Source organism: Modestobacter sp. VKM Ac-2979 (assembly GCF_026967995.1).
GTDB lineage: Bacteria > Actinomycetota > Actinomycetes > Mycobacteriales > Geodermatophilaceae > Modestobacter.
Window position 1 is genome coordinate 25073 of record NZ_JAPVBO010000003.1, and the last position, 26521, is coordinate 51593.

27 protein-coding genes are annotated in these 26521 nt (G+C 74.0%); 15 read left to right on the forward strand and 12 right to left on the reverse strand.

What is annotated here, in order from left to right:
* Positions 1-7 precede the first annotated feature (7 nt).
* Positions 8-589 carry a hypothetical protein gene (locus O2W15_RS08980; RefSeq protein ID WP_269163316.1) on the forward strand — a complete coding sequence of 194 codons (582 nt, stop codon included), beginning with the start codon at positions 8-10 and terminating at the stop codon, positions 587-589.
* Between the two features lie 52 nt (positions 590-641).
* Here O2W15_RS08980 and O2W15_RS08985 read toward each other — a convergent pair whose 3' ends face one another.
* Positions 642-1982, reverse strand: coding sequence for a DUF2254 domain-containing protein (locus O2W15_RS08985; protein WP_269163315.1), 1341 nt, complete (start codon positions 1980-1982; stop codon positions 642-644).
* A 322-nt stretch (positions 1983-2304) separates the two neighbouring features.
* Between O2W15_RS08985 and O2W15_RS08990 the strand changes: the two genes are divergently transcribed.
* From O2W15_RS08990 to O2W15_RS09000, 3 genes are read left to right on the forward strand one after another with little or no spacing between them, the layout of a single operon-like run.
* The gene (locus O2W15_RS08990) at positions 2305-4767 is read left to right on the forward strand and encodes a molybdopterin oxidoreductase family protein (RefSeq protein ID WP_269163314.1); all 2463 of its coding nucleotides are present in this window, start codon (positions 2305-2307) and stop codon (positions 4765-4767) included.
* The gene (locus O2W15_RS08995) at positions 4764-5246 is read left to right on the forward strand and encodes a hypothetical protein (protein WP_269163313.1); all 483 of its coding nucleotides are present in this window, start codon (positions 4764-4766) and stop codon (positions 5244-5246) included. The genes O2W15_RS08990 and O2W15_RS08995 overlap by 4 nt, the downstream gene beginning before the upstream one ends.
* Positions 5246-5911: a GPR1/FUN34/YaaH family transporter gene (locus O2W15_RS09000; protein WP_269179154.1), complete on the forward strand. Its 666-nt coding sequence runs from the start codon at positions 5246-5248 to the stop codon at positions 5909-5911. The genes O2W15_RS08995 and O2W15_RS09000 overlap by 1 nt, the downstream gene beginning before the upstream one ends.
* 14 nt (positions 5912-5925) lie before the next feature.
* Here the strand turns inward: O2W15_RS09000 and O2W15_RS09005 are convergent, their stop codons facing one another.
* From O2W15_RS09005 to O2W15_RS09015, 3 genes are read right to left on the reverse strand one after another with little or no spacing between them, the layout of a single operon-like run.
* Complete coding sequence (locus O2W15_RS09005; protein WP_269163311.1) at positions 5926-6558, reverse strand: GerMN domain-containing protein; 633 nt, start codon at positions 6556-6558, stop codon at positions 5926-5928.
* Positions 6555-7928 carry a sensor histidine kinase gene (locus O2W15_RS09010; protein ID WP_269179155.1) on the reverse strand — a complete coding sequence of 458 codons (1374 nt, stop codon included), beginning with the start codon at positions 7926-7928 and terminating at the stop codon, positions 6555-6557. Before O2W15_RS09010 ends, O2W15_RS09005 begins: the two co-directional genes overlap by 4 nt.
* Positions 7925-8641: a response regulator transcription factor gene (locus tag O2W15_RS09015; protein WP_269163309.1), complete on the reverse strand. Its 717-nt coding sequence runs from the start codon at positions 8639-8641 to the stop codon at positions 7925-7927. Before O2W15_RS09015 ends, O2W15_RS09010 begins: the two co-directional genes overlap by 4 nt.
* A 142-nt stretch (positions 8642-8783) precedes the next feature.
* Here O2W15_RS09015 and O2W15_RS09020 point away from each other — a divergent pair, with 142 nt between their 5' ends.
* Together O2W15_RS09020 and O2W15_RS09025 are read left to right on the forward strand one after the other, a co-directional pair.
* Positions 8784-9152, forward strand: a complete 369-nt coding sequence (locus O2W15_RS09020) for an STAS domain-containing protein (protein WP_269179156.1) — start codon at positions 8784-8786, stop codon at positions 9150-9152.
* A 49-nt stretch (positions 9153-9201) separates the two neighbouring features.
* Positions 9202-10560: a DUF2254 domain-containing protein gene (locus O2W15_RS09025; protein ID WP_269179157.1), complete on the forward strand. Its 1359-nt coding sequence runs from the start codon at positions 9202-9204 to the stop codon at positions 10558-10560.
* A gap of 12 nt (positions 10561-10572) precedes the next feature.
* Here the strand turns inward: O2W15_RS09025 and O2W15_RS09030 are convergent, their stop codons facing one another.
* A complete protein-coding gene (locus O2W15_RS09030) occupies positions 10573-10896 on the reverse strand; it encodes an STAS domain-containing protein (RefSeq protein ID WP_269179158.1) in 324 nt (107 codons plus the stop codon).
* Between the two features lie 317 nt (positions 10897-11213).
* On the opposite strand from O2W15_RS09030, the gene O2W15_RS09035 reads away from it, so the two are divergent.
* The 3 genes from O2W15_RS09035 to O2W15_RS09045 all read left to right on the forward strand — a co-directional run bounded on the left by O2W15_RS09035 (position 11214) and on the right by O2W15_RS09045 (position 12391).
* Positions 11214-11753, forward strand: a complete 540-nt coding sequence (locus tag O2W15_RS09035; RefSeq protein ID WP_269163304.1) for a DUF421 domain-containing protein — start codon at positions 11214-11216, stop codon at positions 11751-11753.
* A gap of 124 nt (positions 11754-11877) precedes the next feature.
* The gene (locus tag O2W15_RS09040) at positions 11878-12171 is read left to right on the forward strand and encodes a hypothetical protein (protein WP_269163303.1); all 294 of its coding nucleotides are present in this window, start codon (positions 11878-11880) and stop codon (positions 12169-12171) included.
* A gap of 7 nt (positions 12172-12178) precedes the next feature.
* Positions 12179-12391, forward strand: a complete 213-nt coding sequence (locus O2W15_RS09045; protein WP_269163302.1) for a hypothetical protein — start codon at positions 12179-12181, stop codon at positions 12389-12391.
* Between the two features lie 30 nt (positions 12392-12421).
* Here O2W15_RS09045 and O2W15_RS09050 read toward each other — a convergent pair whose 3' ends face one another.
* Positions 12422-12829, reverse strand: coding sequence for a four-helix bundle copper-binding protein (locus tag O2W15_RS09050; protein WP_269163301.1), 408 nt, complete (start codon positions 12827-12829; stop codon positions 12422-12424).
* Between the two features lie 202 nt (positions 12830-13031).
* On the opposite strand from O2W15_RS09050, the gene O2W15_RS09055 reads away from it, so the two are divergent.
* A complete protein-coding gene (locus O2W15_RS09055) occupies positions 13032-13709 on the forward strand; it encodes a response regulator (RefSeq protein WP_269163300.1) in 678 nt (225 codons plus the stop codon).
* A 13-nt stretch (positions 13710-13722) separates the two neighbouring features.
* Here O2W15_RS09055 and O2W15_RS09060 read toward each other — a convergent pair whose 3' ends face one another.
* Both O2W15_RS09060 and O2W15_RS09065 read right to left on the reverse strand, forming a co-directional pair.
* Positions 13723-15471, reverse strand: a complete 1749-nt coding sequence (locus tag O2W15_RS09060) for a sensor histidine kinase (protein WP_269179159.1) — start codon at positions 15469-15471, stop codon at positions 13723-13725.
* 5 nt (positions 15472-15476) lie between these two features.
* Positions 15477-15950, reverse strand: a complete 474-nt coding sequence (locus tag O2W15_RS09065; RefSeq protein WP_269179160.1) for a pyridoxamine 5'-phosphate oxidase family protein — start codon at positions 15948-15950, stop codon at positions 15477-15479.
* A 295-nt stretch (positions 15951-16245) separates the two neighbouring features.
* Here O2W15_RS09065 and O2W15_RS09070 point away from each other — a divergent pair, with 295 nt between their 5' ends.
* From O2W15_RS09070 to O2W15_RS09090, 5 genes are all read left to right on the forward strand, one after another.
* Positions 16246-17451, forward strand: coding sequence for an ABC transporter substrate-binding protein (locus O2W15_RS09070; RefSeq protein ID WP_269163297.1), 1206 nt, complete (start codon positions 16246-16248; stop codon positions 17449-17451).
* Between the two features lie 82 nt (positions 17452-17533).
* A complete protein-coding gene (locus O2W15_RS09075; protein ID WP_269167239.1) occupies positions 17534-18403 on the forward strand; it encodes a branched-chain amino acid ABC transporter permease in 870 nt (289 codons plus the stop codon).
* A gap of 3 nt (positions 18404-18406) precedes the next feature.
* Positions 18407-20317, forward strand: coding sequence for a branched-chain amino acid ABC transporter ATP-binding protein/permease (locus O2W15_RS09080; protein WP_269179161.1), 1911 nt, complete (start codon positions 18407-18409; stop codon positions 20315-20317).
* 52 nt (positions 20318-20369) lie between these two features.
* A complete protein-coding gene (locus O2W15_RS09085; RefSeq protein WP_269179162.1) occupies positions 20370-21194 on the forward strand; it encodes an ABC transporter ATP-binding protein in 825 nt (274 codons plus the stop codon).
* A complete protein-coding gene (locus O2W15_RS09090) occupies positions 21191-22390 on the forward strand; it encodes an alpha-hydroxy acid oxidase (RefSeq protein ID WP_269179163.1) in 1200 nt (399 codons plus the stop codon). Before O2W15_RS09085 ends, O2W15_RS09090 begins: the two co-directional genes overlap by 4 nt.
* A 19-nt stretch (positions 22391-22409) precedes the next feature.
* Here O2W15_RS09090 and O2W15_RS09095 read toward each other — a convergent pair whose 3' ends face one another.
* From O2W15_RS09095 to pdhA, 4 genes are all read right to left on the reverse strand, one after another.
* Positions 22410-22853 (reverse strand): thioesterase family protein, encoded by a 444-nt coding sequence (locus tag O2W15_RS09095; protein ID WP_269163292.1) that lies wholly within the window; start codon positions 22851-22853, stop codon positions 22410-22412.
* 73 nt (positions 22854-22926) lie between these two features.
* Positions 22927-24351: a dihydrolipoamide acetyltransferase family protein gene (locus O2W15_RS09100; RefSeq protein ID WP_269179164.1), complete on the reverse strand. Its 1425-nt coding sequence runs from the start codon at positions 24349-24351 to the stop codon at positions 22927-22929.
* Complete coding sequence (locus tag O2W15_RS09105) at positions 24348-25361, reverse strand: alpha-ketoacid dehydrogenase subunit beta (RefSeq protein ID WP_269179165.1); 1014 nt, start codon at positions 25359-25361, stop codon at positions 24348-24350. Before O2W15_RS09105 ends, O2W15_RS09100 begins: the two co-directional genes overlap by 4 nt.
* Positions 25361-26452 (reverse strand): pyruvate dehydrogenase (acetyl-transferring) E1 component subunit alpha, encoded by a 1092-nt coding sequence (pdhA, locus tag O2W15_RS09110; RefSeq protein WP_269179166.1) that lies wholly within the window; start codon positions 26450-26452, stop codon positions 25361-25363. Before pdhA ends, O2W15_RS09105 begins: the two co-directional genes overlap by 1 nt.
* Between the last annotated feature and the right edge of the window lie 69 nt (positions 26453-26521).

Here is a 26521-nt window from a genome sequence, read left to right on the forward strand (position 1 = left end):
GACCACGATGACCGAGCCCGACATCCCCAGCGCCTACGTCCGCGACAAGCGCACCGCGCCCCCCAGCCGGGAGGAGCTGCGGGCCCGCATCCCTGGCTGGGGCGTCGACCTCGACCCCGCCGACCGGCCGTCGTCCCCGAAGCTGCAGTACCCCGCCGAGACCGGCGCCCACTGGGACTTCCCGGACCGGCAGCCGGGGTCGGCGGGCCGGGAGCGTTCGATCGAGCACGCGTTCGTGACCCCGGTGTTCGGTACCGCACAACCGCTGCACGGCCCGTCCGGGGCGATCCGGCGGCTGGCCTACGAGCGGTTCAGCGAGGCGCGGCTGGCGCACTGGCTGCTGCTGGTCGCCGGTGACCGGGTCGACGCCTGGGGCAGCCACCTGCAGTCCTTCGGCTCCACCCGGCCCGACGTGCCGGCGACCGGGGTGCGCACCGAGGTCACCCACGGCGGCGTCGGCTCCCGGAGGGGCCGGTCCGACGCCCGCCACCACGTGCTGGACCCGCTGGTGGTCGCCGGCCCGTGGGTGGCCGGCGCCGGGCTCGGCGCAGTGGCCGTCCGGCGGCTGGCCCGGTCGCTGCGCGGCTGACCCGCGCGACGGGCGCGGCCAGGGAGGTCGCGCGGGCCGGGTGGTCGACGAGTCAGATCGAGCGGGTGGTCCCGGCGCGGTCGCGATAGGCGTCGTCGACCTGCCCGGCCAGGGCCAGCGACACCCGTCGGGCCATGTCCCGGACCGCCTCCTGGTCGGCGTCCAGCAGCCGGTCGGACGTCTCCGCCACGACGAGGTCGACCTGGTCGGCGACGGCCCGACGCTGGTCGTCGTCCCGGACCTGGACGGCGACGTCTCGCAGCAGGCGGAGGACCGCGGTGAGCACGGTGGGCTCGTCCCGGCCGAACCGGCGGACCTGCGCACAGGACAGGTCCAGGTAGTAGTGCAGGTCGCGGTCGGGGAGCACGGCGCGCACGACGCCGTCCTGGTCGCGCTGCACCTGCGGGCCCAGCCGCCGGCCGGTCAGCCGGACCAGCAGGTCAGCGCAGTAGCCCAGCGCCTCGGCCGCGGTCGTCGGGTCGTTCACCCCGGGCGAGATCGCCCTGAGGGCGATGTCGACCAGCTGCCGCAGCCCGAAGGCGACGTCCTGCTCCTCGGTCCGCTCGAAGCCCAGGTTCACCGCCTCGCGCAGGGCAGCCACGAGCGCGTCGACCGGGACCTCGTCGTCCTCGTCGGCGAAGGCGGTGGCGATCGGCGACCCCAGCACCACCGAGTCACCTGGTCGGATGCCCAGCCGCAGCAGCACACCGTGCTCCCGTGCGGCCTCGACGAGCGGCCCGGGAGCCACCGTCCGGACGAACCCGCTGCGCCAGGCCGGGATCAGCACGCCGCCGCCCGGCCCCGGCAGGCCGGGCCCGGGCCACTCGGGCCCCTGGTCGTAGGGGGCGTAGGCCTCCTCCATGCTGGCGACCGAGTCCTGGTGCACCGCGGCCATCATGTTGTCGACCCGCAGCCGGGCGACCATGTGGGCGATGAAGCCGATCAGCATGCCGCCCGACACCAGCCCCAGGGCGAAGCTGAGCAGCAGGGCCAGCACCGGCAGTGGTCGCTCGGGGTCGATGCCGCGCAGCGTCACCAGGGAGACGAAGAACGCCGAGATGAGCACCCCTACGGTGGCCTGGACGACGCCGTCGCGGGCGAACGAGCGCAGCAGCCTGGGGGAGAACTGCTGGGACGCCAGCTGGAGGGCCACCACGGTGAGCGACAGGGTCAGCGTCAACGCGGTGATCGAGGCGGTGGCGACCGTCTGCAGCAGTGAGGCGGCGCTGGACGCATCGCCGGGCCAGGCCCGCTCGGCGAAGGTGCTCGCGGTGGCCGGCCGGATGAACAGCAGGCCGAAGGCGACCACGAGCGACCCGATGGCCGCGACCGTGGGCCAGAACCAGAGCGACGCTCGGACCTGCTGACCGGTGGGAGTCCGGACCGCTCTCATGGCCGCTCCGTCGTGTTGACGCGCATCCGCCGCTGCCTCGACGTCTGCCCGGAGCATGTCAGCGCGTCCACCGTGCCGGGCCAGGGGCCCCGGGCGCCCCAACGGTTGCAGGTGTGCAACCACCCTGTGAGGGTGGGCGGAGTTGCCTGGCCGCCAATGGCGCCGCGGTGGGCAGGACGCGCTGAGCAGCGGCGCGCGCGGGACGTCGGCCCGGTTGGATCTCGACGCCGAGGCGGTACCAGGGGCCGGGCACGGCCCGGTGGGCCGTTGCGGCCGGGGGACGAGCACCGCAGACAGCCGGACTTCTCTCAGGAGGCATGGCATGCAGATCGACCGCATCGCAGAACCGTGGGGCACCCGGACGCCCTACGGACCGGGGGAGGAGTGGCCCACCCGGGTCGACACCCACCTGGCCGACGGGGTCGCCCCCGACGACGTGGACCGCTGGGTCCAGTCGGCGACGATCCTGCACTCCAACGGAGACGGCCTGGACATCGCGGTCAAGGACGGCGAGATCGTCGGGGTCCGTGGTCGGGAGGTCGACCGGGTCAACCACGGCCGGCTCGGGCCCAAGGACCTCTTCGGCTGGCAGGCCAACAAGTCACCGGACCGGCTGACCACGCCGCTGATCCGGCGCAACGGGAAGCTGGTGGAGACCGACTGGGACACCGCGATGGACGCGGTGGTCAACCGGGCGAAGGAGCTGCTGGACGAGCAGGGCCCCAGCGCGATCAGCTTCTACACCACCGGGCAGCTGTTCCTGGAGGAGTACTACACGCTCGGCCTCATCGCGCACGGCGGTATCGGCACCAACCACGTCGACGGCAACACCCGGCTCTGCACCGCGACCGCGGCCGCCGCGCTCAAGGAGTCCTTCGGCTGCGACGGGCAGCCCGGCTCCTACACCGACATCGACCACGCCGACGTCATCGCGCTCTTCGGGCACAACATGGCCGAGACCCAGACCGTGCTCTGGACCCGGGTCCTCGACCGGCTGGCCGGCCCGAACCCGCCGCAGGTGATCTGCGTCGACCCGCGGGAGACCCCGGTCGCCCGGGCGGCGACGGTGCACCTGGCGCCGCGCCCGGGCACCAACGTGATGCTGATGAACGCGCTGCTGCACGAGGTGATCGCCAACGGGTGGGTCGACGAGGAGTACGTGCAGGCCCACGCCGTCGGGTTCGCCGAGCTGGAGAAGCGCGTCGCGGACTACCCGCCGGAGCTCGCCGCCGAGATCTGCGACGTGCCCGTCGAGCAGATCCGGGAGGCGGCCCGCGTCCTCGGCACCGCCGAACGGCTGATGTCCAGCGTCCTGCAGGGCTTCTACCAGTCCCACCAGGCGTCCGCGGCGGCCACGCAGGTCAACAACCTGCACATCATCCGGGGCATGCTCGGCAAGCCGGGCTCGGGTCTGCTGCAGATGAACGGCCAGCCCACCGCGCAGAACACCCGGGAGTGCGGAGCCGACGGCGACCTGCCGGCCTTCCGCAACTGGTCGAACGAGGAGCACGTGAAGGACCTCGCGAAGGTCTGGAACCTCGACCCGATGCAGATCCCGCACTACTCGCCGCCCACCCACGCCATGCAGATGTTCCGGTACGCGGAGGAGGGCTCCATCCGGTTCATGTGGGTGCAGGCCACGAACCCGGCGGTCTCCCTGCCGGAGCTCGGCCGGATCCGGGAGGTCCTCGCCCAGGAACGGCTCTTCCTGGTCGTGCAGGACATCTTCCTGTCCGAGACGGCGCAGCTCGCCGACGTGGTGCTGCCGGCGGCCACCTGGGGGGAGAAGACCGGCACCTTCACCAACGTCGACCGCACGGTGCACCTGTCGGACAAGGCGGTCGAGCCGCCCGGCGATGCGCGGCCCGACCTGGACATCTTCATCGACTTCTCCCGGCGGATGGACCTGCAGGACAAGGACGGCCAGCCGCTGGTGAAGTGGGACGACCCGGAGGGGGCGTTCGAGGGCTGGAAGGACTGCACCCGCGGGCGGCCGTGCGACTACACCGGCCTGAGCTACGAGAAGCTCCGCGGCGGCAGCGGCATCCAGTGGCCGTGCAACGAGGAGAACCCCGACGGCACCGAACGCATCTACGTCGACGGCCAGTTCTGGGCAGCACCCGACTACTGCGAGAGCTACGGCCGGGACCTGGTCACCGGCGCGCCGCTGTCACCGGTCGAGTACAAGGCGCTGAACCCCACCGGCAAGGCGGTCCTGAAGGCGGTCGAGTACCTGCCGCCGCACGAGATCGTGAGCCAGGACTTCCCCTTCCAGCTGATCACCGGTCGCACGCTGTACCACTTCCACACCCGGACGAAGACCGCCCGGGCACCGCAGCTGCAGAAGGCGGCACCGGAGGTGTGGGTCGAGCTGTCGGCCAGTGACGCCGCCGACCGCGGCTTCGCCGAGGGCGACCTGCTGGAGATCAGCACCCCTCGGGGCCGGGTCGACGCCCGGCTGCGGATCAGCGGCATCCGGCCCGGGGTGGCCTTCCTGCCGTTCCACTACGGCTACTGGGACTCACCGTCGGGCCACGAGCCGGGCGGCAAGCGGGGTCGGGCGGCCAACGAGCTGACCCTCACCGACTGGGATCCCGTGTCCAAGCAGCCGATCTTCAAGACCGCTGCGGCGTCGGTCCGCCGGTTGTCGAAGGGCAAGGGGACGCCGTCCTCGGCACCCACGACCACGGGATCGCGGCCGGTGACGGCCGACGTGCCGCCCACCACCGGCGGGCCCGCCGCCGCCGTCACCGAGCGGATGGCCACGACCGGAGGTGCGCTGTGAAGCTGGGACTCGCGATCGAGGAGCTGCACCGTTCGGAGAACCACCTCGCCGGCGCGCTGCTGGCGATGTCGGACCGGCACAAGGCCGACCACGAGGTCTTCTACGTGGCGCGCGACATCGCCCGCTGGTCGCAGGACCACGTGCGGGCGCTGGCCGAGATCGGTCGGGACCACGACATCGAGCTGGACGGGGAGCCGGAGGGCGACCCGAGCCTGCTGGCCAGCCTGCGGCAGAAGGCGTCGGACGCCGTGGGCCGCCGGCCCGAGCCGGGTCTGCTGTTGCTGGCCGACCTCCGGCACGTCTATCGGGAGGCATCCGGGGTGTCGCTGGACTGGGAGCTGCTGGCCCAGGCCGCCCAGGGAGCCAGGAAGAAGGAGCTCCTGGCGCTCGCCCAGCGCTGTCATCCCGAGACGCTGCGCCAGGTGCGGTGGGCCAACGCCATGCTCAAGGTGCAGGCGACCCAGGTGCTGGTCAGCTGATGAGCGGGGGAGCCGCCACGCGGGTGGTCCTGCGGCCGTTGGCGACGCCCCTGCCGCTCGGCTTCCTGGCGCTGGCGCTGGCGACCACGGTCTTCAGCGCCGTGCAGCTGGGCTGGGTGGACCCGGACGAGGGCCGGATCGCGGCGCTCACCGCGCTGGCGGCGACCGTTCCGCTCCAGTTCCTGGCCTCGGTGCTCGGGTTCCTCACCCGGGACCCGGTCGCCGCGACCGGCATGGGGGTCCTCAGCGGTACGTGGGCGGTGGCCGGCTTCACCACGCTGACCATCCCGCCGGGCAGCACCAGCTCGGGGCTCGGCGTGCTGCTGGTGGTGGCCGGCATCGCCATGCTGGTACCCGCTGCCGCCGCGATCAGCAGCAAGGTCATGCCCGCGCTGGTGATGACCGTCGCCGGCATCCGGTTCGTCACCACCGGGGTGTACGAGATGACCGGCTCGGCCGACTGGGAGGCGGTGGCCGGCTGGGTGGGCATCGTGCTGGCCGCCGTTGCGCTCTACACCGCGCTGGCCCTCGAGCTGGAGGGGGCGCGGGAGAGCACGGTGCTCCCGGTCGGGCGGCGGGGTCCCGGTCGGGCCGCGATGGACGGCGACGGACCACTGGAGCCGGCGTCCCTGGCCGAGGAGGCCGGTGTCCGGCCACAGCTGTGACGCCGGCACGGCCGTCAGGACGTCGGTGAGGCCGTCGGGGTGAGCAGCGGCTCGTAGTCGGTGGCGGAGAGGGGGCGGGAGGTCAGCTCGCCCGAGGGCAGGGGCGCCTCGACCGGCTCCCCGGCCTGGGTCAGCAACACTGCCTCGACCTCCGGCAGGCTGGTGGCGGTCAGGACGATCTGGGCCACCGCCCGGCGGCTCTCCTGCCCTGCCGGCGCCTGGGCGTCCCCGCCCAGCTCGATCGTCACGGTCCCGTCGGACAGCTCCTCGACCGTCAGCGACGTCTCCGGCCGCAGCGCGGTGGACAGCCGGTCGGTCAGCTCGCTGGCCGACGGCCCGGTCGCCAGGTCGTCGAGCAGCTGGTCGAGCCGGTCCTCCAGCGGTCCGGAGTCGAGCGACCGGCCCCGGGCGACGAGGACGCCGTCCTCGGCCACCAGGTAGACGCGCGGCTCGTCGATCCGCGCGTCGGCGGAGGGGGCGCCGGTGGCGGTCGGGCTGGGGGACGCGAGGTCGTAGGGCACCTGCGAAGTGGGGATCGGTTCGGGCGCGCCGCCGGTCGGGACGCCGCAGCCGGCCAGCGCGCCGGCCAGCAGCAGCGCGCCGGACCAGCGCCTCTCGGACCCGCGCGTGGTGCGGAGGCGGCTCACTGCGGTGCGCCGGGGAGGGAGAGGGTGAAGCGCGCGCCGCCGAACGGGCTCTCGGAGCACCAGGCGCCGCCGCCGTGACCGGTCGCGGTCTCCTCCACGATCGCCAGCCCCAGACCGGCGCCGGGGAGCGACCCGCGGGCCGCCCGCGGGCCCCGGGCGAATCGCTCGAACACCCGCTCCCGCTCGACGAGGGGCACGCCGGGGCCGGCGTCGTCGACCATCACGACCACCGAGCCCTCCCGGCGTTCCACCAGCACGGCCGCTGCCCCGCCGGCGTGCCGGTCGGCGTTGTCCAGCAGGTTGGTCACCGCCCGCTCCAGCCGGTTCTTGTCACCCTGCACGACCGTCTCCTCGTCCGGGTCCGCGGACAGCACGACCTCCGGCCCGCCGCGGTGCGCCAGGACCTCGCGGACGAGGGCGGCCAGCGAGACCGGCTCGTCCGACGCCGTCACGGGGTCCCCGTCCACCCGGGCCAGCTCCAGCAGGTCGTCCAGCATCCGGCGGAACCGGCCGAGCTCCCCCTGGATGAGGGTCAGCGCCTGCTGTCCGCGTGGGGAGAGCTCCTCACGGCGGGCGCCCAGCACCTCGACGCTGGTGACCAGGCTGGTCAGCGGGCTGCGCAGCTCGTGGCTGACGTCGCCGACGAACCGGGTGTCCCGGTCGATCCGGGAGGCCAGCGCATCGACCATGCTGTTGAAGCTGGCGACGATGGCCAACAGGTCGGGGTCCTCCGTGGGCGGCAACCGGATGTCCAGCTCACCCCCGGCGATCCGGGTCGCCGCCCCGGCCACCTGCTCCAGTGGCTGGACGACGCGCCGACTTGCCCAGGCCCCGAAGAGTGCCCCGGCCAGGGTGGCGGTCGCCGCGCCGGCGCCCAGCACCGCGGCCAGCGTGCGCAGCGCGGTCTGCAGCTCGACCAGCGGAGCGACCTCGTAGAACTCGACACCCGCCGCGGCGATCGGGATGCCGATCACCAGCTGCGGGCCGGTCGGGCTGTTGACCCGGGTGGTGCTTGCCGTCCCCGAGGCCACCAGCTCCTGCAAGGGGGCCGGGACGTCGCGGGCGCCGACGTCCAGCCGCGAGGAGTACCAGGCGCCGCCGCTGCGCACCACGACGTCAGCGCCACCGGAGGGGACGAGGTCGTCGAGCTCGTCCCCGACCTCGCTGCCCGCCGTGGACAGCCGGCTGGCGAGCACGTTGGCGTCGGTGAACGCCTGCCGGGTGGCGGCGGTCTCCCGCTGGTCCAGCAGGTAGCTGCGGGCGAGCGCGAAGGTGGTGGTCACCAGGACGGCGGAGACCAGCAGCGCGCCGACGGCGAAGGCGAGCACGATCCGCGCCCGCAGCCGTCTCGGCGCGAGCGCCAGCCTCACTGCGGGTCCAGCCGGTAGCCCAGGCCCCGCACGGTCACCACGAGCGTCGGGGCGCCCGGGTCCCGCTCCACCTTGGTCCGCAGCCGGCGCACGTGCACGTCCACCAGGCGCTCGTCGCCGAAGAACCCGTGCTCCCACACCCGCTCCAGCAGCGCCTGCCGGCTGAGCACCCGGCCGGGGGAGGCGGCCAGCTCGCACAGCAGCCGGAACTCGGTCAGCGTGAGGTGCAGCTGCTCGGTGCCGCGGTGCACCGTGCCCCGGTCCGGCCGGAGCACCAGCGGTGCCGCCGGGTCGTTGTCGAGGACCAGTTCCTGCGGGCGCTCGTCGGCACCCGAGCTCGCGCCGATCCGGCGACGCAGGGCGCGCAGCCGGGCGGTGATCTCCTTGACCTGGAACGGCTTGGTCACGTAGTCGTCGGCGCCGGCCTCGAGCGCGGCCACGATGTCGTGCGTGTCGGCCCGGGCGCTGACCACCACGATCGGCAGGTCGTTGGCGCGGCGGACCTCGCGGATGACGGCGTAGCCGTCCATGGCGCCGAGCATCAGGTCCACGATCATCAGGTCGGGCGCGGCGATCGCCACCTGCCGGCAGGCGTCCTCCCCGCTGGCCGCCTCGGCCACCTCGTAGCCCTCGTCCTCGAGGGCCCAGCGCAGGGGCATGCGGATGTGGTCGTCGTCCTCGACCAGCAGCAGACGCGGCGACACGCGGCCCATGCTGCCATCGCCGCGGTGCGCGCCCCGAGCCGGTCGGGGAGCCGTCACACGATCGCAAACCAACGAGCGGGGGATCGCAAGGTGCGGCACCCATCCTCGGAGGGGTCCACCCGACCACGCAGAGCCGCGGGGAGCACTGCCGATGACCGCCACCGCCGTCCACCGTCCACCGACGGGCACGGACGCCGCACCCGCGCGTCCCGGCCGGGACGGGCAGGTGGTCGTGCGGCTGTCCGACGACCTGTTGGCCGACGGGCTCGCGGACCTGCGCTGGCTGCTGCACGACGCGCTGCTGTCCGGAGCGCGCCGGCTGGTCGTGGACCTCACCGACGTCCGGCAGCTCTCCAGCACCGCGGTGGCCAGCTTCCTGTGGGCGCACCGGACCTGCCGGGCCCGCGGCGGCGCCGTCGTCCTGCGCGGGGTGAACCGGCGCACCGAGGACCTGCTGCACCGCACCGGGCTGTGGCGGGTCATGCAGCTGGAGGACGCGCCTCACCCGCCCGAGGGCTGACCCGCCCGCCGTGCCCCTGCCGGACCGGGGCGTGGGCGAGACTCCGAACATGCGCAGTTCACGAACACACCGGGGTGGGCTGCTGAGCCGGCTGGTCGGCAAGCTGCGGGGCGCGCTGTGGCCGATCCCGGCACTGGGCGTCCTGCTGGCCATCGTCCTGGGGACCACGCTCCCGGAGCTCGACCAGCACTGGGCGACCCGGGAGCACCCACTGACCTTCGCCTTCGGCGGCGGTGCCTCGGCCGCGCGGGACCTGCTGGCCGCGATCGCCGGCTCGCTGATCTCGGTGACCGGCGTGACCTTCTCGCTCACCGTCGTCGCACTGCAGCTGAGCAGCAGCCAGTACACGCCGCGGCTGCTGCAGACCTTCGTCACCGACCGGGTGGTGCAGCTGACCCTGGCCCAGTTGGTGCTGACCTTCGTCTACGCCCTCACCGTGCTGCGGACCGTGCGGGCCGAGAGCGCCACCGAGGACGACAGTGCCTTCGTGCCGCGGTTGTCGATCACGGTGGGCTACCTGCTGACGCTGGGCAGCGTGCTGGGGCTCGTCCTCTTCCTGGGACACCTGTCCCGGCTGCTGCGGGTCGAGACGATGTTGCGCGACGTGCACGACGAGGCCACCCAGACCGTCGCGCGGGAGCTCGACGAGCCGGGCGGTGCTGCCCGCGACACGGGAGGGCACCGCGGCGGCGGTCCGCCGGTCCCGCTGGTGGCGCGGTCCAGCGGGTTCCTCGTCGGCGTCGACGAGGGAGCGGCGGTCGCCGCTGCCCGCGAGGCCGGCGTGGTCGTCGAACTGGCCGTCCGGATCGGTGACTCCGTCGTCGAGGGGACACCGGTGGCCCACGCCCGGTCGCTGTCGCCGGGCGGCGACCCGGACACCGAGACACTGGAGGAGGCGCTGGACCGCAGCTTCCAGCTGCACTACGAGCGCACGCCCGACCGGGACCTGTCCTACGGCCTGCGCAAGGTCGTCGACATCTGCGTCCGGGCGCTCTCCCCGGGCACCAACGACCCGACGACCGCGGTGCACGCCCTCTCGCACGCCTCGGCGCTGCTCGGGCGCTTCGCGGAGTGTCCCGTGGAGCCCCGCACCTGCCGGGACGAGGAGCAGCGGGTGCGGCTGGTCGTGCCGCCGTGGGAGCTGCCGGAGCTCCTGCAGCTGGCGATCGAGGAGCCGCTGCAGTTCGCCGAGGGGCAGCCCACGGTGCTCCGCCGGCTGGCCGGGCTGCTGCGGGAGTTCGCCTGGCGGGCCCAGGGCCGCGGCGTCGACGACCTGGTGTGCGGGTACGTCGACTCGGTCGCCGAACGGGCGCTGACGTCCACCGAGGTCACCGAGGCCGAGACCCGGGCGTGGCGGCAGAAGGTCCGCCAGGCGCTGGCCGGGAGCTGGCCGGCCGAGGTCGGCTGACCGTCCCGGGCGTCAGCCGACGGCGGTCTCGTGCGGTGCGTTCCGGAGGAGGAGTTCGTCACCGGAGGCCCGCATCGTGGTGCGCAGGTCGGAGAGGACGTGCAGACCGACGGCGTCGGCGGCCTGCACGTCGGCCAGGTCCAGGACCACGGTCGAGTGCCCGAGCCGGCGGAGCCCCTCGACGGTGCCCCGGAGCAGGTCGGCACCCTGGGGGGTGAGGTGCCCGCTGACCCGGACCCGGCCGGTGTGGCCGTCGACCACCTCGGTGAGCGAGGGGCCGGGGAGCGGGTGCGGTGAGCGCTGAGCGGTCACGTCGTCCTCCGGGGGTGTCGGCATCGGGCTGGTCTGTGACGGGGTCGCTGGGGGGATGGCAGGCGACACGGGGTGGCGGTTGCTCCGGACCCGGTTCGCCGGGACCTGAGACTGGCACTCGACCGGCGCGGCCGACAGGTTTGCGGGCGGACCGTCACGTACCTGTCACATCGCCGCCGTCGACCCCAGGGCCGCCGCCGACCGGCACCGGACGGTGTGTTTCCGGCCGGGGCGGGCTGGCTACGGGGGGCGGGATCAGCCGGGCGCAACTGCTGCGTCCCTGCGAACCCCATGGCAGGAGGGGAGCGGGCCGGGCGGGCGAACAGGACGGGGAGAGCGGCATGTGGTGGGACTCGTGGGCGGATCTGGGCCGCATCCTGGCGGTGGGGGCGGCGGCCTACGTCACCCTGGTCGTGGTGCTGCGCTTCTCCGGCAAGCGGACGTTGGCGAAGCTGAACGCCTACGACCTGGTCGTCACCGTCGCGCTCGGCTCGGTCCTGGCCACGATCCTGCTGAGCTCCGACGTCTCCTGGACCGAGGGCCTCACCGCACTGGCACTGCTGGCCGCGCTGCAGTGGCTGGTCGCCTGGGCCTCGGCCCGTTGGGGCGGGGTGCGCAACGTCCTGACGGCGCGACCGACGCTGCTGTTCCGCGAGGGCCGGCCGCTGCCGGGGCCCATGCAGGAGCAGCGGGTGACGCTCGACGAGATCCGGCAGGCCGTCCGGGCCACCGGCTCCGGCGACCTGTCCGACGTCGCCGCCGTGGTGCTGGAGACCGACGGCTCCTTCAGCGTCGTCCCGCGCAGCAAGATCGGGAACTGGTCGGCCTTCGAGGGGGTCGCTGGCGCCGAGGTCGGCGCGACCGGAGACCAGGCGGCCTGACCGCCGCGGTCCGGGCGGCTCGACCGCCGGGGTCCGGCCGGGCCGGTTTGCGATCCTGTGACGGTTCCCCGGACACGCTGGCGCCGACCTACCGCGGGTGCAACCAGTCACTCAGGGTGTGCGCATGGTCTCCGTCTGGATCCTCTCCCTGCACAACCTCCACTGCCCGGAGTGCGACACCCGGCTCATCGAGCGCGCCGGCCGGTTCGAGGTGCCCGGCCGCCCGCGCCCGGTCCTGGTGGGGGAGGTCGGCACGCTGTGCTGCCGGGGTGGCCACCCGCTGCCCAGCCGGCACGAGCTGTACGCGCACCGGGAACAGCGTGGCCACGCCCGGACGGCGACCGTCCGGGAGGTCGCGCCCCCGACCTCCACCGACGTCCAGCTGGTCGCGGCGGGCGCGCCGCTGGCCGACGCGTGAGCCGGCGATGACCCTCTCGATCGCACCGGCGGACACGACCACCACCGACGGTGGGCGGCGGAGCGGGGGACGGCTGGGCGGCGCGCTCGCCGCCCTGCTGCGGTGTCCCGGCTGCACCTCCCGCGACCTGGTGGACGCCACGCAGCCGACCGAGGACCACAGTTGGTGGGCGACCATGCTGTGTCGCGCCTGCGGGCACGAGTGGATCGCCCGCTCCTGACCGTCCCCGGCCGGCCGCGTGCCCGGCCGGTCAGCCCAGCGAGCTGATCAGGTCGCGGCAGGCCTGCTCGCAGCGGCGGCAGGACTCCGCGCAGACCCGGCAGTGCTCGTGCATCTCGGCGTGGCCGCCGCACTCGTCCCCGCACGCCTTGCAGGCGGCCGCGCAGGCCTCCAGGACGGCCCGGGTGAGGTTGGCGTCGTACCCGGTGTGCCGGGACAGCACCCGCCCGGTGGCCTCGCAGACGTCGGCGCAGTCCAGGTTGGTCCGGATGCACGTGCGCAGGTCGGCCACCATGTCCTCGGCCAGGCAGGCGTCCGCGCACGCGGTGCACGCCTGCGCACACTCCAGGCACGCCTCGATGCAGGCGATGAGCTTCTCCCGATCGATGCCCCCGAGGTCCTGCGGGTACGTCTCCAGCATCTGTGCTGCTGCGGTCATGTCGAGTCCTCCCGGTCGTCCGGGCGGCCGGTTGCCGCCACGCGTTCCCCGCCGCCTACCCACCGCGGACGACAGGGTCACGTGCGTCATGGAGTCGTCATCCGGCACCGCCTAGATTCGCTGCCGGAGGCGTGCGTCGAGCGCGCCGGCAACGACGACCCAGCCGCGTCACCACGGCCCGGCGGAGAGCACGAGGTACCGCGTGACCACGGACGCTGCGTCCGGCCCCATCCGGGTGTTCCTGCTCGACGACCACGAGATCGTCCGGCGCGGTGTCGCCGACGTGCTGGAGACCGACCCGGGCATCACCGTGGTGGGCGAGGCGAAGAACGCCGCCGAGGCGCTGGCCCGGGTGCCGGCGCTGCGCCCGGACGTCGCCGTCCTGGACGTGCGGCTGCCCGACGGTGACGGCGTCTCGGTCTGCCGGGAGCTGCGGTCCCGGATGCCCGACCTCAAGGCGGTGATGCTCACCAGCTACAGCGACGACGAGGCGCTGTTCGAGGCGATCATGGCCGGGGCCTCGGGCTACCTGCTCAAGCAGATCCTGGGGCAGGACCTGGTGAGCGCGGTGCGCACGGTGGCCGGTGGCGGGTCGCTGCTGGACCCGGCCGCGGCGGCCGCGGTCATGCAGCGGATGCGCCGGGCGGCCGAGCCCAGCGGCCCGCTGGCCAAGCTCAGCGACCAGGAGCGGACGGTGCTCGAGCTGATCGGGGAGGGGCTGACCAACCGGCAGATCGGGGAGCGGATGTTCCTGGCCGAGAAGACGGTGAAGAACTACGTCTCGCACCTGCTCGCCAAGCTGGGGCTGGAGCGGCGGACCCAGGCCGCGATCCTGGCGACCGAGCTCCGGGGCTCGGGCCCCGCCTCGTCCCGGGGCTGACCCCGGTCGTCGGTCAGCCGGAGCCGCGCACCGGCAGCGGGGCGTGCCAGCGCACCAGCGTGCCGCCCTCCGGCAGCGGCTGGACGACGGACTCCCCGCCCCGCCGCCGCGCCCGCTCGGCGAGGTTGCGCAGACCGCTGCAGGCCACGGTCGGGTCGATGCCGCGGCCGTCGTCCCGGACCTCGACGACGACGGCGTCGGCGACGTCCAGGGTGACCGTCACGTGCCTGGCGCCGGCGTGCCGGGCGGCGTTGCTGACCCCCTCGCGGACCACCGCGACCACGTCGACGGCCAGGTCGCCGGTCACCAGGCTGTCGACCGCCCCGGACGTCCGCACGGTCGACTGCAGGTGGTCGCCGGCGGTCTGGGTCACGATGTCGAGGACCTGCCGGCGCAGGCTCTCGGCGTGCTCGGTGCCATCGGTCGTGTGCAGGTCGAAGATCGTGGTGCGGATGTCGCGGACGGTCTCGTCGAGCTGGTCGACCACCTGGCGCAGTCGTTGCCCGACGACGTCGTCCTGCACGCGGGTGGCCGCGGCCTGCAGGCTGAGGCCGGCGGCGAACAGCCGCTGGATGACGTGGTCGTGCAGGTCGCGGGCGATCCGGTCCCGGTCCTCGTACACGTCCAGCCGCCGGGCGACCTGCTGACGGGCCGCCATGTCGAGCGCGAGCGCCACCTGGTCGGCGAACTCGCCGATCAACGGCCCGATGGTGGGGTCGAAGCCGGGGCGGCCGCCGCGGCGGGCGGCGATCACCACCGCGGCCTGGGCGTCCGTGCTCGGCAACGGCACGCCGATCCCGGGGCCCCAGGGCGCAGCATCGGGACCACCGAGCGGGAAGCCGGACAGGTCCACGGGGGTGAGGGCGCGTGGGCCGGCGGCCGGCTGGCGGGTGGGCGCCTCCGCGAGGAGCAGGCGGTGGCCGATGACGTCGGGGAGCTCCGCGCCGGACTGCGCCTGCACCTCGTAGCTGCCGCTCACCGGGTCGGGGCCGGACACCAGCCAGGCGCCGTCGGCTGCGGTCAGGTCGGCGACCCGGTCGACGACCAGCTGCAGCGCCTGCTCCGGCGGCAGCCCGCTCAGCAGCGTGGAGCGGATGTCGGCGACCGCGGTCAGCCAGCGCCGGCGGACCTCGCCCTCCGCGTAGAGCCGGGCGTTGTCGACCGCGATGCCGGCGGCTCCGGCCAGGGCCACCAGCACCGCCTGGTCCTCGTGGGTGAAGTGGCCGCCGCCGTGCTTCTCGGTCATGTAGAGGTTGCCGAACACCGTGCCGCGGACCAGCACGGGCACGCCGAGGAAGGTGCGCATCGGGGGGTGCCCGGGTGGGAGGCCGACCGAGGACGGGTGGTCGCCGAGGTCGGCGATGCGCAGCGGGTGCGGGTCGGTGATCAGCTGGCCCAGCACGCCCTTGCCCTCGGGCAGGTGGCCCATCCGGGCGCGCGTCTCCTCGTCGATGCCGACGGTGATGAACTGGCCCAGGCCGCCCTCCGGGCGCAGCACGCCGAGCGCGCCGTACTCGGCGTCGACCAGCCGGGCCGCGGCCTCGACGATCTGGCGGAGGGTGGTGTCCAGGTCCAGGCCGGCGGAGACGCTGAGAAAGGCGTCCAGGAGGTCCTGCACCCGGGCCTGGGTGCGGGCCACCGTGGAGAGCCGGTCCTGCACCTCCTCGAGCAGCTCGGTCAGCCGCATCGCCGCCAGCGGGGAGGTGTCGTCGGTGCCGGGCGGTGCGTCCGGGGACCGCGGTGTCGTTCCGTCCTGGCTCATCGCACTCAGCTTGGCAGCCCTGCCCCGGCCGAGGACAGGCCCGGTGCGCCCGCCGTCGTCGCCGGGCGGGGTCCGATCCGCCGACCGCGTACCAGCCGGACCTGCACCCCGACGTAGCAGTGCGCACCCGAGGGGACCCACGGGCCGATCCCGAGGCCGTCGAGACGGCAGACCTCGGCCGGGTCGGTGATCAGCCGGGACGGGCCGACGACGGTGACGTTCCACCCGGTGCGGGTGTCGACGTCGACCTGGTCGACCTCAAAGGCGACCACGGCGCCCCGGCTGGCCGCGGCGACCGCGCTGCCCCGGTGGGTGGGGACGTAGATCTCCCGGTCGTCCCGGACGAAGGTGACCGGCTGGACGGCGGGCAGCGCACCCTCGGTGAAGGCGATCCTGCCGATGGCGGCGGTGTCCAGCAGGCGCAGGCACTCGGCCTCGCCCAGTGCCAGTGCGTCGCGTTCGTCGTCCAGGGTGTCCACCGGGGCCTCCTCGGGGTCTGTGCTGAGACGGGCCCGCGGGGCGGCCGTCCCGCCCATCGTCCAGAGCCGGGTCGATCGGTGCCGGTGTCCTTGGTCCCCTCCTGGTGTCCTTGGTCCTCTCCTGGTGTCCTTGGTGCTCTCCCGGGGTCCCCGGCCTCTCCTGGGGTGCTTGGTCCTCTTCTGGAGGCGCGGGTGCCGGCGCCACGGTCCTTGTGATCGGGACCACATGGTGGCTAGCCTGTGGCGGACTTCGAACGAAGCGCTCGATCATCGAGCTGCGGTCAAAGGAGACCTCATGGGACGAAGGACCGCGACGACGCGCACCGCCGCACTGCTGGCGGCGATGACCCTCAGCCTGGCGGCCTGCGCCGAGTCCGACGACGGCGGTGGGGGCGGCGGCGGCGGGGGCAGCGCCGACGAGACGGGCCCGATCAAGATCGGTGCGGTCCTCGACATCACCGGCGCCGGGGCGTCCCTCGGGGTGCCCGAGCGCCAGGCCCTCGAGCTGCTCGCCGGGCAGCTGGAGGAGGAGGGCGGCATCGACGGCCGCGAGGTCGAGCTGATCATCGAGGACAACCAGTCGACCGAGGACGGCGCCGCCAAGGCGATGAACAAGCTGGTGAACGAGGACGAGGTCGACATCGTCCTGGGCGCCAGCCGCACCGGTCCGAGCCTGGCGATGCGGCCGATCGCGGAGTCCACCGAGACGCCGATGATCTCTCTGGCCGCGAACCAGGCGATCGTCGAGGGCTCGGAGTGGGTCTTCAAGACCGCCCAGAACGACCGGGTCGTGATCGAGCGCATGATCGACTACATGGCCGAGCAGGGCTGGAGCACCATCGGCCTGGCCCGCGACGCCTCGGGCTTCGGCGAGGGCGTCGCCGAGATGTTCGACGAGATCGGCGCGGAACAGGGCATCTCGGTCGTCGCGACGGAGAAGTTCGCCCCGGACGCCACCGACTTCACCGCGCAGATGGTGAACCTGCGCAACGCCGGTGCCGACGTCAACGTGATCTGGGGGATCCCCCCGGCCGCCGGTCTGGCGCAGCGGGCCTACGACCAGCTGGGCATCGAGACGCCGGTGATGCAGAGCCACGGCATCGGCAACCAGGTCTTCCTGGACACCGCCGGGGACGCCGCCGAGGGCATGGTCGCGCCGCTGGGCCGCCTCGTCGTGGCCGAGCAGCTGCCCGACGACGACCCGCAGAAGGAGATCATCACCACCTTCATCGACGACTACACCGCTGAGTTCGGGGCCGGTCCGTCCACCTTCTCCGGGCACGCCTACGACGCCTGGCAGCTGGCCGTCGACGCCCTGAGCGAGGAGGGCACCGACCCCCAGGCCATCCGGGACCACCTGGAGAGCGTCACCGACTTCACCGGCATCAGCGGGGTCTTCACGATGACCCCGGAGGACCACGCGGGGTTGTCGAAGGAGGCCCTCGCGCTGGTCACCGTGGAGAACGGTCAGTGGCAGCTGGTCCCGGACCAGGGCGACTGACGCCCGCCGTGAGCGTCGTCGCCAGGTCCTGCAGGGGGCTGTTGCCCCTGGTCCCGCCGGCGGACGGGTGCGAGGTGGGTCGGTGACCGACCTGCTGCAGCTGTTGTTCGCCGGGCTCAGCCAGGGTGCGGTCTACGCACTCGTCGCCATCGGCTTCGTGGCGATCTTCACCGTCAGCGGGGTCATCAACCTGGCTCAGGGCGAGTTCGCCGCCCTGGCCGGGTTGGTGGCCATCTCCGCGGTGAGCAGCGGGCTCCCGCTGCTCGCCGCGGTGGTGCTCGCCGTGGTGTCGGTCGCCCTGGTCGCCGTGATCATGGAGCGGCTGGTCATCTTCCCGGTCAAGCGGATGACGACCCTGGTGTCGTTGATCCTCACGCTGGGTGTCTCCACCGGGCTCAAGGCCCTGATGCTGCTGGTCTACGGCCCGAACGCGGAGGGGCTGACCCCGCTGACCCCGGGCGGCTTCTCCGTCGCCGGGGTGAGCATCCGCTACCAGGAGCTGTGGATCCTGCTGATCGCCGGGATCGTCTCGCTGGCCGTCTACTGGTTCTACGAGCGCACCCTGGCCGGCAAGTCGCTGCGCGCCTGCGCGGAGCAGCCGGTGGCCGCCCGGCTGGTCGGCATCTCGCTGACCAAGGCCTCGCTGATCAGCTTCCTGATCGCCGGGACCGTGGGCGCGATCGCCGGGGTGCTGGCCAGCCCGATCTTCTTCACCTCCTGGGAGTCCGGGCTCACCCTCGGGCTCAAGGGCTTCGTCGCGGCCACCCTGGGCGGGCTGATCTCGGTGCGCGGTGCCGTGCTCGGCGGGCTCCTGCTGGGCGTGCTGGAGACGCTCACCGCCGGTTACATCAGCACCGGCCTGCGGGACGCGGTGGCGTTCCTGCTCCTGATCATCGTGCTCGTCGCCCGGCCCGCCGGGATCTTCGGGCGTTCTGCGGAAGCGAGGGTCTGACCCATGGTCGGTCGACCGGTCCGTCGACTGCCCCGGATCGGGGCCCGCAGCCGCCGCAGCCGCCGCGGCGACGTCATCGGCATCGCCGTCGTGGCGCTGCTGATGCTGGCGCTGCCCCTGGTCGCCTCCTCCAGCGTCATCAACGTCGGGGTGTACGCGCTCATCTACGCCCTCGCCGCGCTCGGGCTGTCGCTGCTGATGGGCCTGGCCGGCCAGGTCAGCCTGGGGCAGGCCGGCTTCTTCGCGATCGGGGCCTACACCCAGGCGGTGCTGGTCACCCGGTACGAGTGGAGCGGGCTGCCGGCGTCGGTCCTCGCGGTCGGGGTGACGATGTTGGCGGCGCTGCTGGTCGGGCTCCCGCTGCTCCGGCTGCGCGGCCACTACCTCGCCCTGGCCACCCTCGGTTTCGGCGTCATCGTCACCGTGCTGGCCACCGAGTCCGACTTCCTGGGCGCCACGTCGGGCATCTACGGCATCACCAAGCCGGAGATGAACGGCCGCACCTACAACTCGCCGACCGAGTACTACCTGCTGCTGGTCCCGGTCGTGCTGCTCGGCCTGTGGCTGGCCCGCAACATCGTGGAGAGCCGCATCGGGCGCGCGCTGGGCGCGGTCAACGACTCGGAGGTGGCCGCGGAGTCCCTCGGAGTGGACACCTTCCGGCTGCGGGTGCAGGTCTTCGTGCTCTCCGCCGCCTACGCCAGCGTCGCCGGGACGGCGTTCGCCCACTGGCTCGGGGTGATCAACCCGAACGCGGCCAACTTCCCGCTGTCGGTGAAGTTCCTGCTGATGGCGGTGCTCGGCGGCGTGGGCAGCGTCTACGGCGCGGTCGTCGGGGCCTTCGCCGTGGAGGGCCTGGACGACGGGCTGCGCCGGCTGATCCCGGAGCTGCTGCCCGGCGCGGTCGGTGAGGTGCAGCTGATCGGCTTCGGCATCCTGCTCACCACGATCATGATCTTCCTGCCCGGTGGGCTGCACCAGCTGTGGACCGGGGCGCGGCGACGGATGGCCGGCAGCGCGCCCGAGCCCGGTGGCGACGAGGAGGAAATCCACCTGGAGCCGGTGGCCGACGACGTGCCGCTGCTGGCGCGGGAGGGCCGGCCGGCCCCGGGCACGCCGTTGCTGGAGGTCCGCGGGCTGACCAAGCGCTTCGGTGGCGTCACCGCCGTCGACGACTTCGACCTCACCGTCTCGGCGGGGGAGATCGTGGCGCTGATCGGGCCCAACGGTGCCGGCAAGACCACCGCCTTCAACATGATCAGCGGTGCGGTCACCCCGACCGCGGGCGAGGTCACCATGGCCGGCACCCGGGTCGAGGGGCGCAAGCCGCACGTGTTCGCCCGGGCGGGGGCGACCCGCACGTTCCAGAACCTGCAGATCTTCACCTCGGCCACCGTGCTGGGGAACGTGATGGTCGGCCGCCACCTGCGCAGCCGTTCCGGGATGCTCGGGGCCGCGCTGGTGCTGCCGGCCCGGCGGGAGGAGCGCGCCGTCGAGGAGTCGGCGCGCGAGCTGCTGGAGCTGCTCGGCCTGGGGGAGGACGCCGACCGGCTCGCCGCCGACCTGCCCTTCGGCCGGCAGCGGCTGGTCGAGATCGCCCGGGCCCTGGCGCTGGACCCCGACCTGCTGCTGCTCGACGAGCCGATGGCCGGCCTGTCCGGCACGGAGCGGCGCGAGCTGGCCCGGTTGCTGCGTCGGCTCCGCGCCGGTGGCATGGCCATCGTGCTGGTCGAGCACGACGTCGAGGCGGTGCTCGCCCTCGCCGACCGGGTCGCCGTGCTGGAGGACGGCGTCCGCATCGCGCTGGGCACGCCGGACGAGGTGCGGCACGACCCGGCGGTGATCGCGGCCTATCTGGGCGTCGAGCCGGAGGACGGTGCCGCGGCCGCGGTCGCCGAGGCGGGCGCACCGTGAGCCGGCCGAGCGTGGGCAGACCGGTGCGTGCCGGGTCCGGGGAGGGACGGCCATGAGCCTGGAGGTCCGTGGACTGCACGCCGGCTACGGCCGGCTGGCGGTGCTGCACGGCATCGACCTGAGCGCGGGGGACGGCGAGCTGGTCGCCGTCATCGGCGCGAACGGTGCGGGCAAGACGACCCTGCTGCGGGCGCTGTCCGGACTGCTGCCGGTCACCGCCGGCACGGTGCACCTGACCGGCACCGACGTCACCGGGTACGGGCCGGAGAAGCTGGCCCGCACCGGGCTGGCGCACGTGCCGGAGAACCGGCTGGTGTTCCCGTCGCTGAGCGTGGCCGACAACCTGGTGCTGGGTGGCTACACCCGGCGGCGGGGGCCGGCGTCGGCCCGGACGGAGGCCCGCGACCGGGCGATGGCGCTGTTCCCGCGGCTGGAGCCGCGGCTGGAGCAGGCGGCCGGGACGCTGTCCGGCGGTGAGCAGCAGATGCTGGCGATCGCCCGGGGTTTGATGGCCCAGCCTCGGGTCCTGGTGCTGGACGAGCCCAGCGTCGGGCTGGCGCCGCGGCTGGTGGGGGAGATCTTCTCCGCCCTGGGCCAGCTCCGCGACGACGGGCTGACCCTGGTGGTCGTGGAGCAGAACGCCCGGGCCGCCTTCGCCGTCGCCGACCGGGTCTCGGTGATGGACCGCGGGCGGGTGGTGCTCGAGGGCGACCCCGCGGCGCTGTCGACCGACCCGCGGGTCTCCGGCGGCTTCCTCGGCGGTGGCTTCGCGGCCGACGCCGACGCCGATGTCGCCCCTGCTGCCGAGGCTCCCGGTGGGACCCCGGCGGCCCCTAGGTCGGGGAGCGGTGCGACCCGGGCCACCGAGCGGACGTGACGCCGGCGGAGATGGTCGCGCTGCTGCGGGTGCAGCGGCCGGAGCTGGACGGCGACCGGCGCCGGCTGGCCCGCTGCCACACGGTCGCGGACCTGCGGGCCACGGCCCGCCGGCGGCTGCCGCGCGCGGTCTTCGACTACGTCGACGGCGCCGCCGAGGACGAGGTCTCGATGCGCCGCAACCGCAGCGCCTTCGACGAGCTGGAGCTGGTGCCCTCGGTGCTCTGCGACGTCGGGGAGGTCGAGCTCGGCACCGAGGTGCTCGGTGCCCGCACGGCGCTGCCGCTTGTGCTGGGGCCCACCGGGTTCACCCGGATGGTCCACCCGGACGGCGAGCTGGCCGTGGCCCGGGCGGCTGCGGCCCGCGGCATCCCGTACACCGCGGCCACCCTGGGCACGACGTCGCTGGAGGACATCGCCGCCGCGGGCAGCCCGCCGCAGTGGTTCCAGCTCTACGTCTGGCGCGACCGGGGGCTGTGCAAGGAGCTGATCAACCGGGCCCGGGAGGCCGGCTACCGGGCCCTGGTGCTGACCGTGGACACCCCGGTGCCCGGGGCCCGGGAGCGGGACCTGCGCAACGGCCTGACCATCCCGCCGGAGCTCGGGCTGCGCACGCTGGCCGACGGCGCCCGGCGGCCGCACTGGTGGTGGGGCCTGTTCCGCTCCGAGGCGGTCACCTTCGCCAACGTGCGGCACGTGGCCGGTGGGCCGCAGGCGGTGATGGAGTTCGTGGGCCGGCAGTTCGACCCGACCGTCACCTGGGACGACATCGCGTGGATGGTCGAGGCGTGGGGCGGGCCGTTCGTGGTGAAGGGCGTGTTGACCGCGGCCGACGCCCGGCGGGCAGCGGCGGCCGGGGTGGACGCCGTCGTGGTCTCCAACCACGGCGGCCGCCAGCTGGACCACGTCGGGGCGACGGTGACCGCGCTGACGGAGGTCGTGGACGCCGTCGGCGACGAGCTCGAGGTGCTGGTCGACTCCGGTTTCCGGCGGGGCACCGACGTCGCCAAGGCCCTCGCCCTGGGCGCCCGTGCGGTGCTGCTGGGCCGGCCGCAGCTGTACGGGCTGGCCGTCGGTGGTCAGGCCGGGGTCGAGCGGGCGGTCGACCTGTTCGCCGCCGAGCTGCGCCGGGCGCTGCAGCTGCTCGGGGTCACCGACGTGGCGCAGCTCGACCGCTCGGTGTTGCGCCGCCGCTGAGCCCGCGCCCGGGGGCAGCTCAGCGGGGCTGGGCCGCTCCGTCCCGTCGTGCCCGCGCGGCCGGGCCGATCCGTGCCTCCAGCAGCTCCTCGGGAAGGACCACCTGCACCGTCGTCCCGCGGCCGAGCTCCCGGCCCTCGGCGTCGGTGGCCGTGCACGCGCAGGTCAGCCGGTTGCCCGAGACCTCCGTGCAGCGGGCCACCACCGTGACGGTGTCCCCGACCCAGCTGGGCCCCAGGTGCTCGACCGCCACCGACCGGCCGATCCCCGCCGAGCCCGGCGCGAGGTACTGCAGCAGCAGCTTGCGGCCGGCCTCCTCGAAGTGCTTGGCCATGCTGTACGTCGCGTAGACCGGGTGCACCGGGCCCAGTTCGTCGAAGTGCACGGTGAGCTCGGGGGTGACGACGAGCTCCAGCGTCGCGGTCGCCCCCACGGGGATGTCGAGCGCAGGTACGTCGGGCATGGGTCTCCTCAGGCAGCGGGGCCGGCGGGGACCACGGGGGTCCCCGCCGGGCGGGCGGGCAGCGGCCGGCCGGTCACAGCCGGGGGATGGCCGACGCCGGGTCCTCGATCGCGTCGGCCACCGCCCGGATGAACCCCGACGCCGTCCCGCCGTCGCACACCCGGTGGTCGAAGACGAACGACATCTGGGTGATCTTCCGGACCACGATCTCGCCGTCCACCACCCACGGCCGGTCGAGGATGCGGCCGAAGCCGAGGATCGCCACCTGCGGGTGGTTGATGATCGCCGCGCTGCCGTCGACCCGGAACCCGCCGTAGTTGTTCAGCGTGAAGGTGCCGGCGCTGAGCTCCTCGGCGCTGGCGCGGCCCTCGCGCGCCCGAGCGGTGAGCGCCCGGATCTCCCGGTCGAGCTGCTCGGTGGTCATCGTCTCCGCGCCCAGCACCGCCGGGACGACGAGCCCACGGTCGCTCTGCACCGCCAGCCCCAGGTTGACCCGGTCGTGCTCGACGATCTCCTGGCGCTCGGTGTCCAGCCGGGAGTTGAGCACCGGGTACTGGCGCAGGCCGGCGACGACGAACCGGGCCAGGTAGGCCAGCAGCCCCGGCCCCGGGTCGCTCGCAGTGCGCGCGCTCTCCCGCAGCTCCACCAGCGGTGTGGCGTCCACGTCGACCCAGACGGTCGCCTCGGGGATCTCCGCCCGGCTGCGGGACAGCGCGGCCGACACCGCCCGGCGGAACCCGTTCAGCGGGATCCGACGCTCGCCGTCCACCGGGGTGGCGGACGGCGCCGGGGGCGCGGCCTCGGTGGCGGCCGGTGCGGCGTCGGGGGCCGGTGCGGTGGAGGCCAGCTCCACGTGGGCCCGGGTGATCACCCCACCGCCGTTCGCCGCGGCCAGTCCGTGCAGGTCCACGCCCTTCTCCCGCGCCAGCCGGCGGACCAGCGGGGAGACGACCTTCGGCACCCCGCGAGGGCCACCTGGCTCTTCGTCGGCAGCGGTGGCCGGAGCCGGCGAGGGATCGGGAGCCGGCGCCGGAGCGGGAGCGGGAGCCGGCTCGGGAGCGGTGGTGGCGGCTGCGGGGGTCGGTTGCCCCGACGGACGGGGGCGGCGCCGCCGTCCCGAGCCGGTGCTGGCCTGCGTGCCGTAGCCGATCAGCACGTTGCCGGAGCCGGCCTGCTCCTCCTCCCGGTAGGCCTCGGCCTCGGGGGAGTCGGCGGCGTCGGGCTGGACCGGCGCGGCGGCCGGCTCGGGCGCCGACTCCGCCGCGGTCACCGTGATCAGCGGCTTGCCGGTCAGCACGGTCTCGCCCTCGGCGGCGTGCAGCGTGGCCACCCGCCCGGCGAACGGGGTGGGGACGTCGACGACCGACTTCGCCGTCTCGACCTCCACCACGATCTGGTCGACGGCCACGACGTCGCCCTCGGCCACCAGCCAGCGGACCACCTCGACGTCGGTGAGGCCCTCGCCCAGGTCGGGGAGCAGGAAGGTCTCCGCGCTCACGACAGGTCCCACTGCAGGTCGTCGACGGCGTCGAGCACCCGGTCGACCCCGGGCAGCTGGACGTGTTCGAGCTTGGGCGAGGGGAAGGGGATGTCGAAGCCGACGGCCCGGCGGACCGGTGCGGCCAGGGAGTGGAAGCAGCGCTCGGTGACCCGGGCGACGATCTCGGAGGCGACGCTGGCGAAGCCGGGGGCCTCGGCGACCACCACGGCGCGCCCGGTGGAGCGGACCGCGGCGCAGACCGTCTCGTCGTCGAACGGCACGATCGAGCGGAGGTCGACGACCTGCAGGCTGCGCCCCTCCTGCGCGGCGACCTCCGCGGCCTCCAGGGCGACCGGGACGGAGGGGCCGTAGGCGATCAGCGTGGCGTCGGTGCCCTCGCGGCGGATCATCGCCCGGCCGATGCCGGGCAGCTCGGCGCCGAGGTCGACCTCCTCCTTGGTCCAGTAGAGCTTCTTGGGCTCCATGAACACCACCGGGTCCGGCGAGGCGATGGCCGCGCGCAGCAGCCGGTGGGCGTCCGCGGCGTTGGCCGGGGTGACGACGTGCAGGCCGGGGGTGTGCGCGTAGTAGGCCTCGGAGGAGTCGCAGTGGTGCTCGACCCCGCCGATCCCGCCGGCGTAGGGGATGCGGATGACCATCGGCAGGGACACCGCGCCGCGGGTGCGGTTGCGCATCTTGGCCACGTGGCTGGTGATCTGCTCGAACGCCGGATAGGCGAAGGCGTCGAACTGCATCTCCACCACCGGCCGCATGCCGTTCATCGCCATGCCGACGGCCATGCCGACGATGCCGGACTCGGCCAGCGGCGTGTCGAAGCAGCGGGTGTCGCCGAACTCGGCGGTGAGCCCGTCGGTGATCCGGAAGACCCCGCCCAGGGCGCCGACGTCCTCGCCGAAGACGACCACCGAGTCGTCCTCGGCCATCGACTCCCGCAGGGCGCGGTTCAGCGCCTGCGCCATGGTGAGCTTCTCGTGCCCGACGGTCCCCGTCGTCGCAGTGCTGGTCATCAGTGGTCGTCCTCTCGGCTCAGCTCGTCGGCCACGACGGCGGCCTGCTCGACCAGCTGCGGTGTCGGGGCGGCGTAGACGTGCGCGAACAGCTCGGCCGGCTCGGGCGTCGAGTCCTGGGCCAGCTCCGTGCGCATCCGGGCGGCGAGCTGGTCGGCGTCGGCGGTGACGGCGGCCAGCTGGGCGTCGTCGAGCAGGTCGTGCTGGCGCAGCCAGGTCTCCAGCCGGGCCACCGGGTCGCGCTGCACCCAGCCGGCCACCTCGTCGTCCTGGCGGTAGCGCCGGGAGTCGTCGGCGTTGGTGTGCGGCTGCATCCGGTAGGTGTGCGCCTCGACGAGCTGCGGGCCCTCCCCGGCCCGCGCCCGCGCCATCGCGGTGCCGAGCACGGTGAGCAGGGCCGCGACGTCGTTGCCGTCCACCCGCTCGCCGGGCACCCCGTAGCCGATGCCCTTGTGCGCCAGTGAGGGGGCGACCGACTGGCGGGCCAGCGGCACCGAGATCGCGTACTGGTTGTTCTGCACCAGGAACACCACCGGCGCCCGGAACACCGCGGCGAAGTTCAGCGCCTCGTGGAAGTCGCCCTCGCTGGTCGCGCCGTCACCGCACAGCGCGAGCGCGACGGTCGGCTCGCCGCGCAGCCGGGCGGCGTGCGCGACGCCGACCGCGTGCAGCAGCTGGGTGGCCAGCGGGGTCGCCTGGGGCGCGACCTTGTACCGGTGGGGGTCGTAGCCGGAGTGCCAGGCACCCTGCAGCGGCAGGAACGCCTCGGCCACGTCGACGCCCCGGATCACCACGGCGGCGGTGTCCCGGTAGGTGGGGAAGAGCCAGTCGTCGTCGGTGAGGACCTGGGCGGCGGCCACCTGGCACGCCTCCTGCCCGTGCGAGGAGGGGTAGACGGCGAGCCGGCCCTGGCGGGCGAGCGCGCCGGCCTGGTCGTTGATCCGACGGGCGGTGGTCAACCCGGCGAAGGCGCGCAGCAGGGTGGCGTCGTCCGGCAGCTCGTGCGCGGCCTCGGCCACGGTCTGGCCGGTGGGGTCGATCAGCTCGACCGGGTGAGGTGACGGCAGGAGGAGATCCAGGTCACGTGTCATGGTGGGATCGTGGATGAGGCGTCATCTGCGCGCCAGGGGCTGGCCAGATGCGAGAGGACGTCGCGTCGA

Excerpts from the sequence above, each read along its gene's own strand:
- O2W15_RS09050 (WP_269163301.1), bottom strand. The coding sequence starts at position 12,829 with ATGACCGCAGCAGCACAGATGCTGGAGACGTACCCGCAGGACCTCGGG.
- O2W15_RS09045 (WP_269163302.1), top strand. The coding sequence starts at position 12,179 with ATGACCCTCTCGATCGCACCGGCGGACACGACCACCACCGACGGTGGG.
- O2W15_RS09040 (WP_269163303.1), top strand. The coding sequence starts at position 11,878 with ATGGTCTCCGTCTGGATCCTCTCCCTGCACAACCTCCACTGCCCGGAG.
- O2W15_RS09030 (WP_269179158.1), bottom strand. The coding sequence starts at position 10,896 with ATGCCGACACCCCCGGAGGACGACGTGACCGCTCAGCGCTCACCGCAC.
- O2W15_RS08980 (WP_269163316.1), top strand. The coding sequence starts at position 8 with ATGACCGAGCCCGACATCCCCAGCGCCTACGTCCGCGACAAGCGCACC.
- pdhA (WP_269179166.1), bottom strand. The coding sequence starts at position 26,452 with ATGACACGTGACCTGGATCTCCTCCTGCCGTCACCTCACCCGGTCGAG.
- O2W15_RS09085 (WP_269179162.1), top strand. The coding sequence starts at position 20,370 with ATGAGCCTGGAGGTCCGTGGACTGCACGCCGGCTACGGCCGGCTGGCG.
- O2W15_RS09035 (WP_269163304.1), top strand. The coding sequence starts at position 11,214 with ATGTGGTGGGACTCGTGGGCGGATCTGGGCCGCATCCTGGCGGTGGGG.
- O2W15_RS09025 (WP_269179157.1), top strand. The coding sequence starts at position 9,202 with ATGCGCAGTTCACGAACACACCGGGGTGGGCTGCTGAGCCGGCTGGTC.
- O2W15_RS09000 (WP_269179154.1), top strand. The coding sequence starts at position 5,246 with ATGAGCGGGGGAGCCGCCACGCGGGTGGTCCTGCGGCCGTTGGCGACG.
- O2W15_RS09020 (WP_269179156.1), top strand. The coding sequence starts at position 8,784 with ATGACCGCCACCGCCGTCCACCGTCCACCGACGGGCACGGACGCCGCA.
- O2W15_RS09060 (WP_269179159.1), bottom strand. The coding sequence starts at position 15,471 with ATGAGCCAGGACGGAACGACACCGCGGTCCCCGGACGCACCGCCCGGC.
- O2W15_RS09105 (WP_269179165.1), bottom strand. The coding sequence starts at position 25,361 with ATGACCAGCACTGCGACGACGGGGACCGTCGGGCACGAGAAGCTCACC.
- O2W15_RS09095 (WP_269163292.1), bottom strand. The coding sequence starts at position 22,853 with ATGCCCGACGTACCTGCGCTCGACATCCCCGTGGGGGCGACCGCGACG.
- O2W15_RS09070 (WP_269163297.1), top strand. The coding sequence starts at position 16,246 with ATGGGACGAAGGACCGCGACGACGCGCACCGCCGCACTGCTGGCGGCG.
- O2W15_RS08990 (WP_269163314.1), top strand. The coding sequence starts at position 2,305 with ATGCAGATCGACCGCATCGCAGAACCGTGGGGCACCCGGACGCCCTAC.
- O2W15_RS08985 (WP_269163315.1), bottom strand. The coding sequence starts at position 1,982 with ATGAGAGCGGTCCGGACTCCCACCGGTCAGCAGGTCCGAGCGTCGCTC.
- O2W15_RS09080 (WP_269179161.1), top strand. The coding sequence starts at position 18,407 with ATGGTCGGTCGACCGGTCCGTCGACTGCCCCGGATCGGGGCCCGCAGC.
- O2W15_RS09015 (WP_269163309.1), bottom strand. The coding sequence starts at position 8,641 with ATGGGCCGCGTGTCGCCGCGTCTGCTGCTGGTCGAGGACGACGACCAC.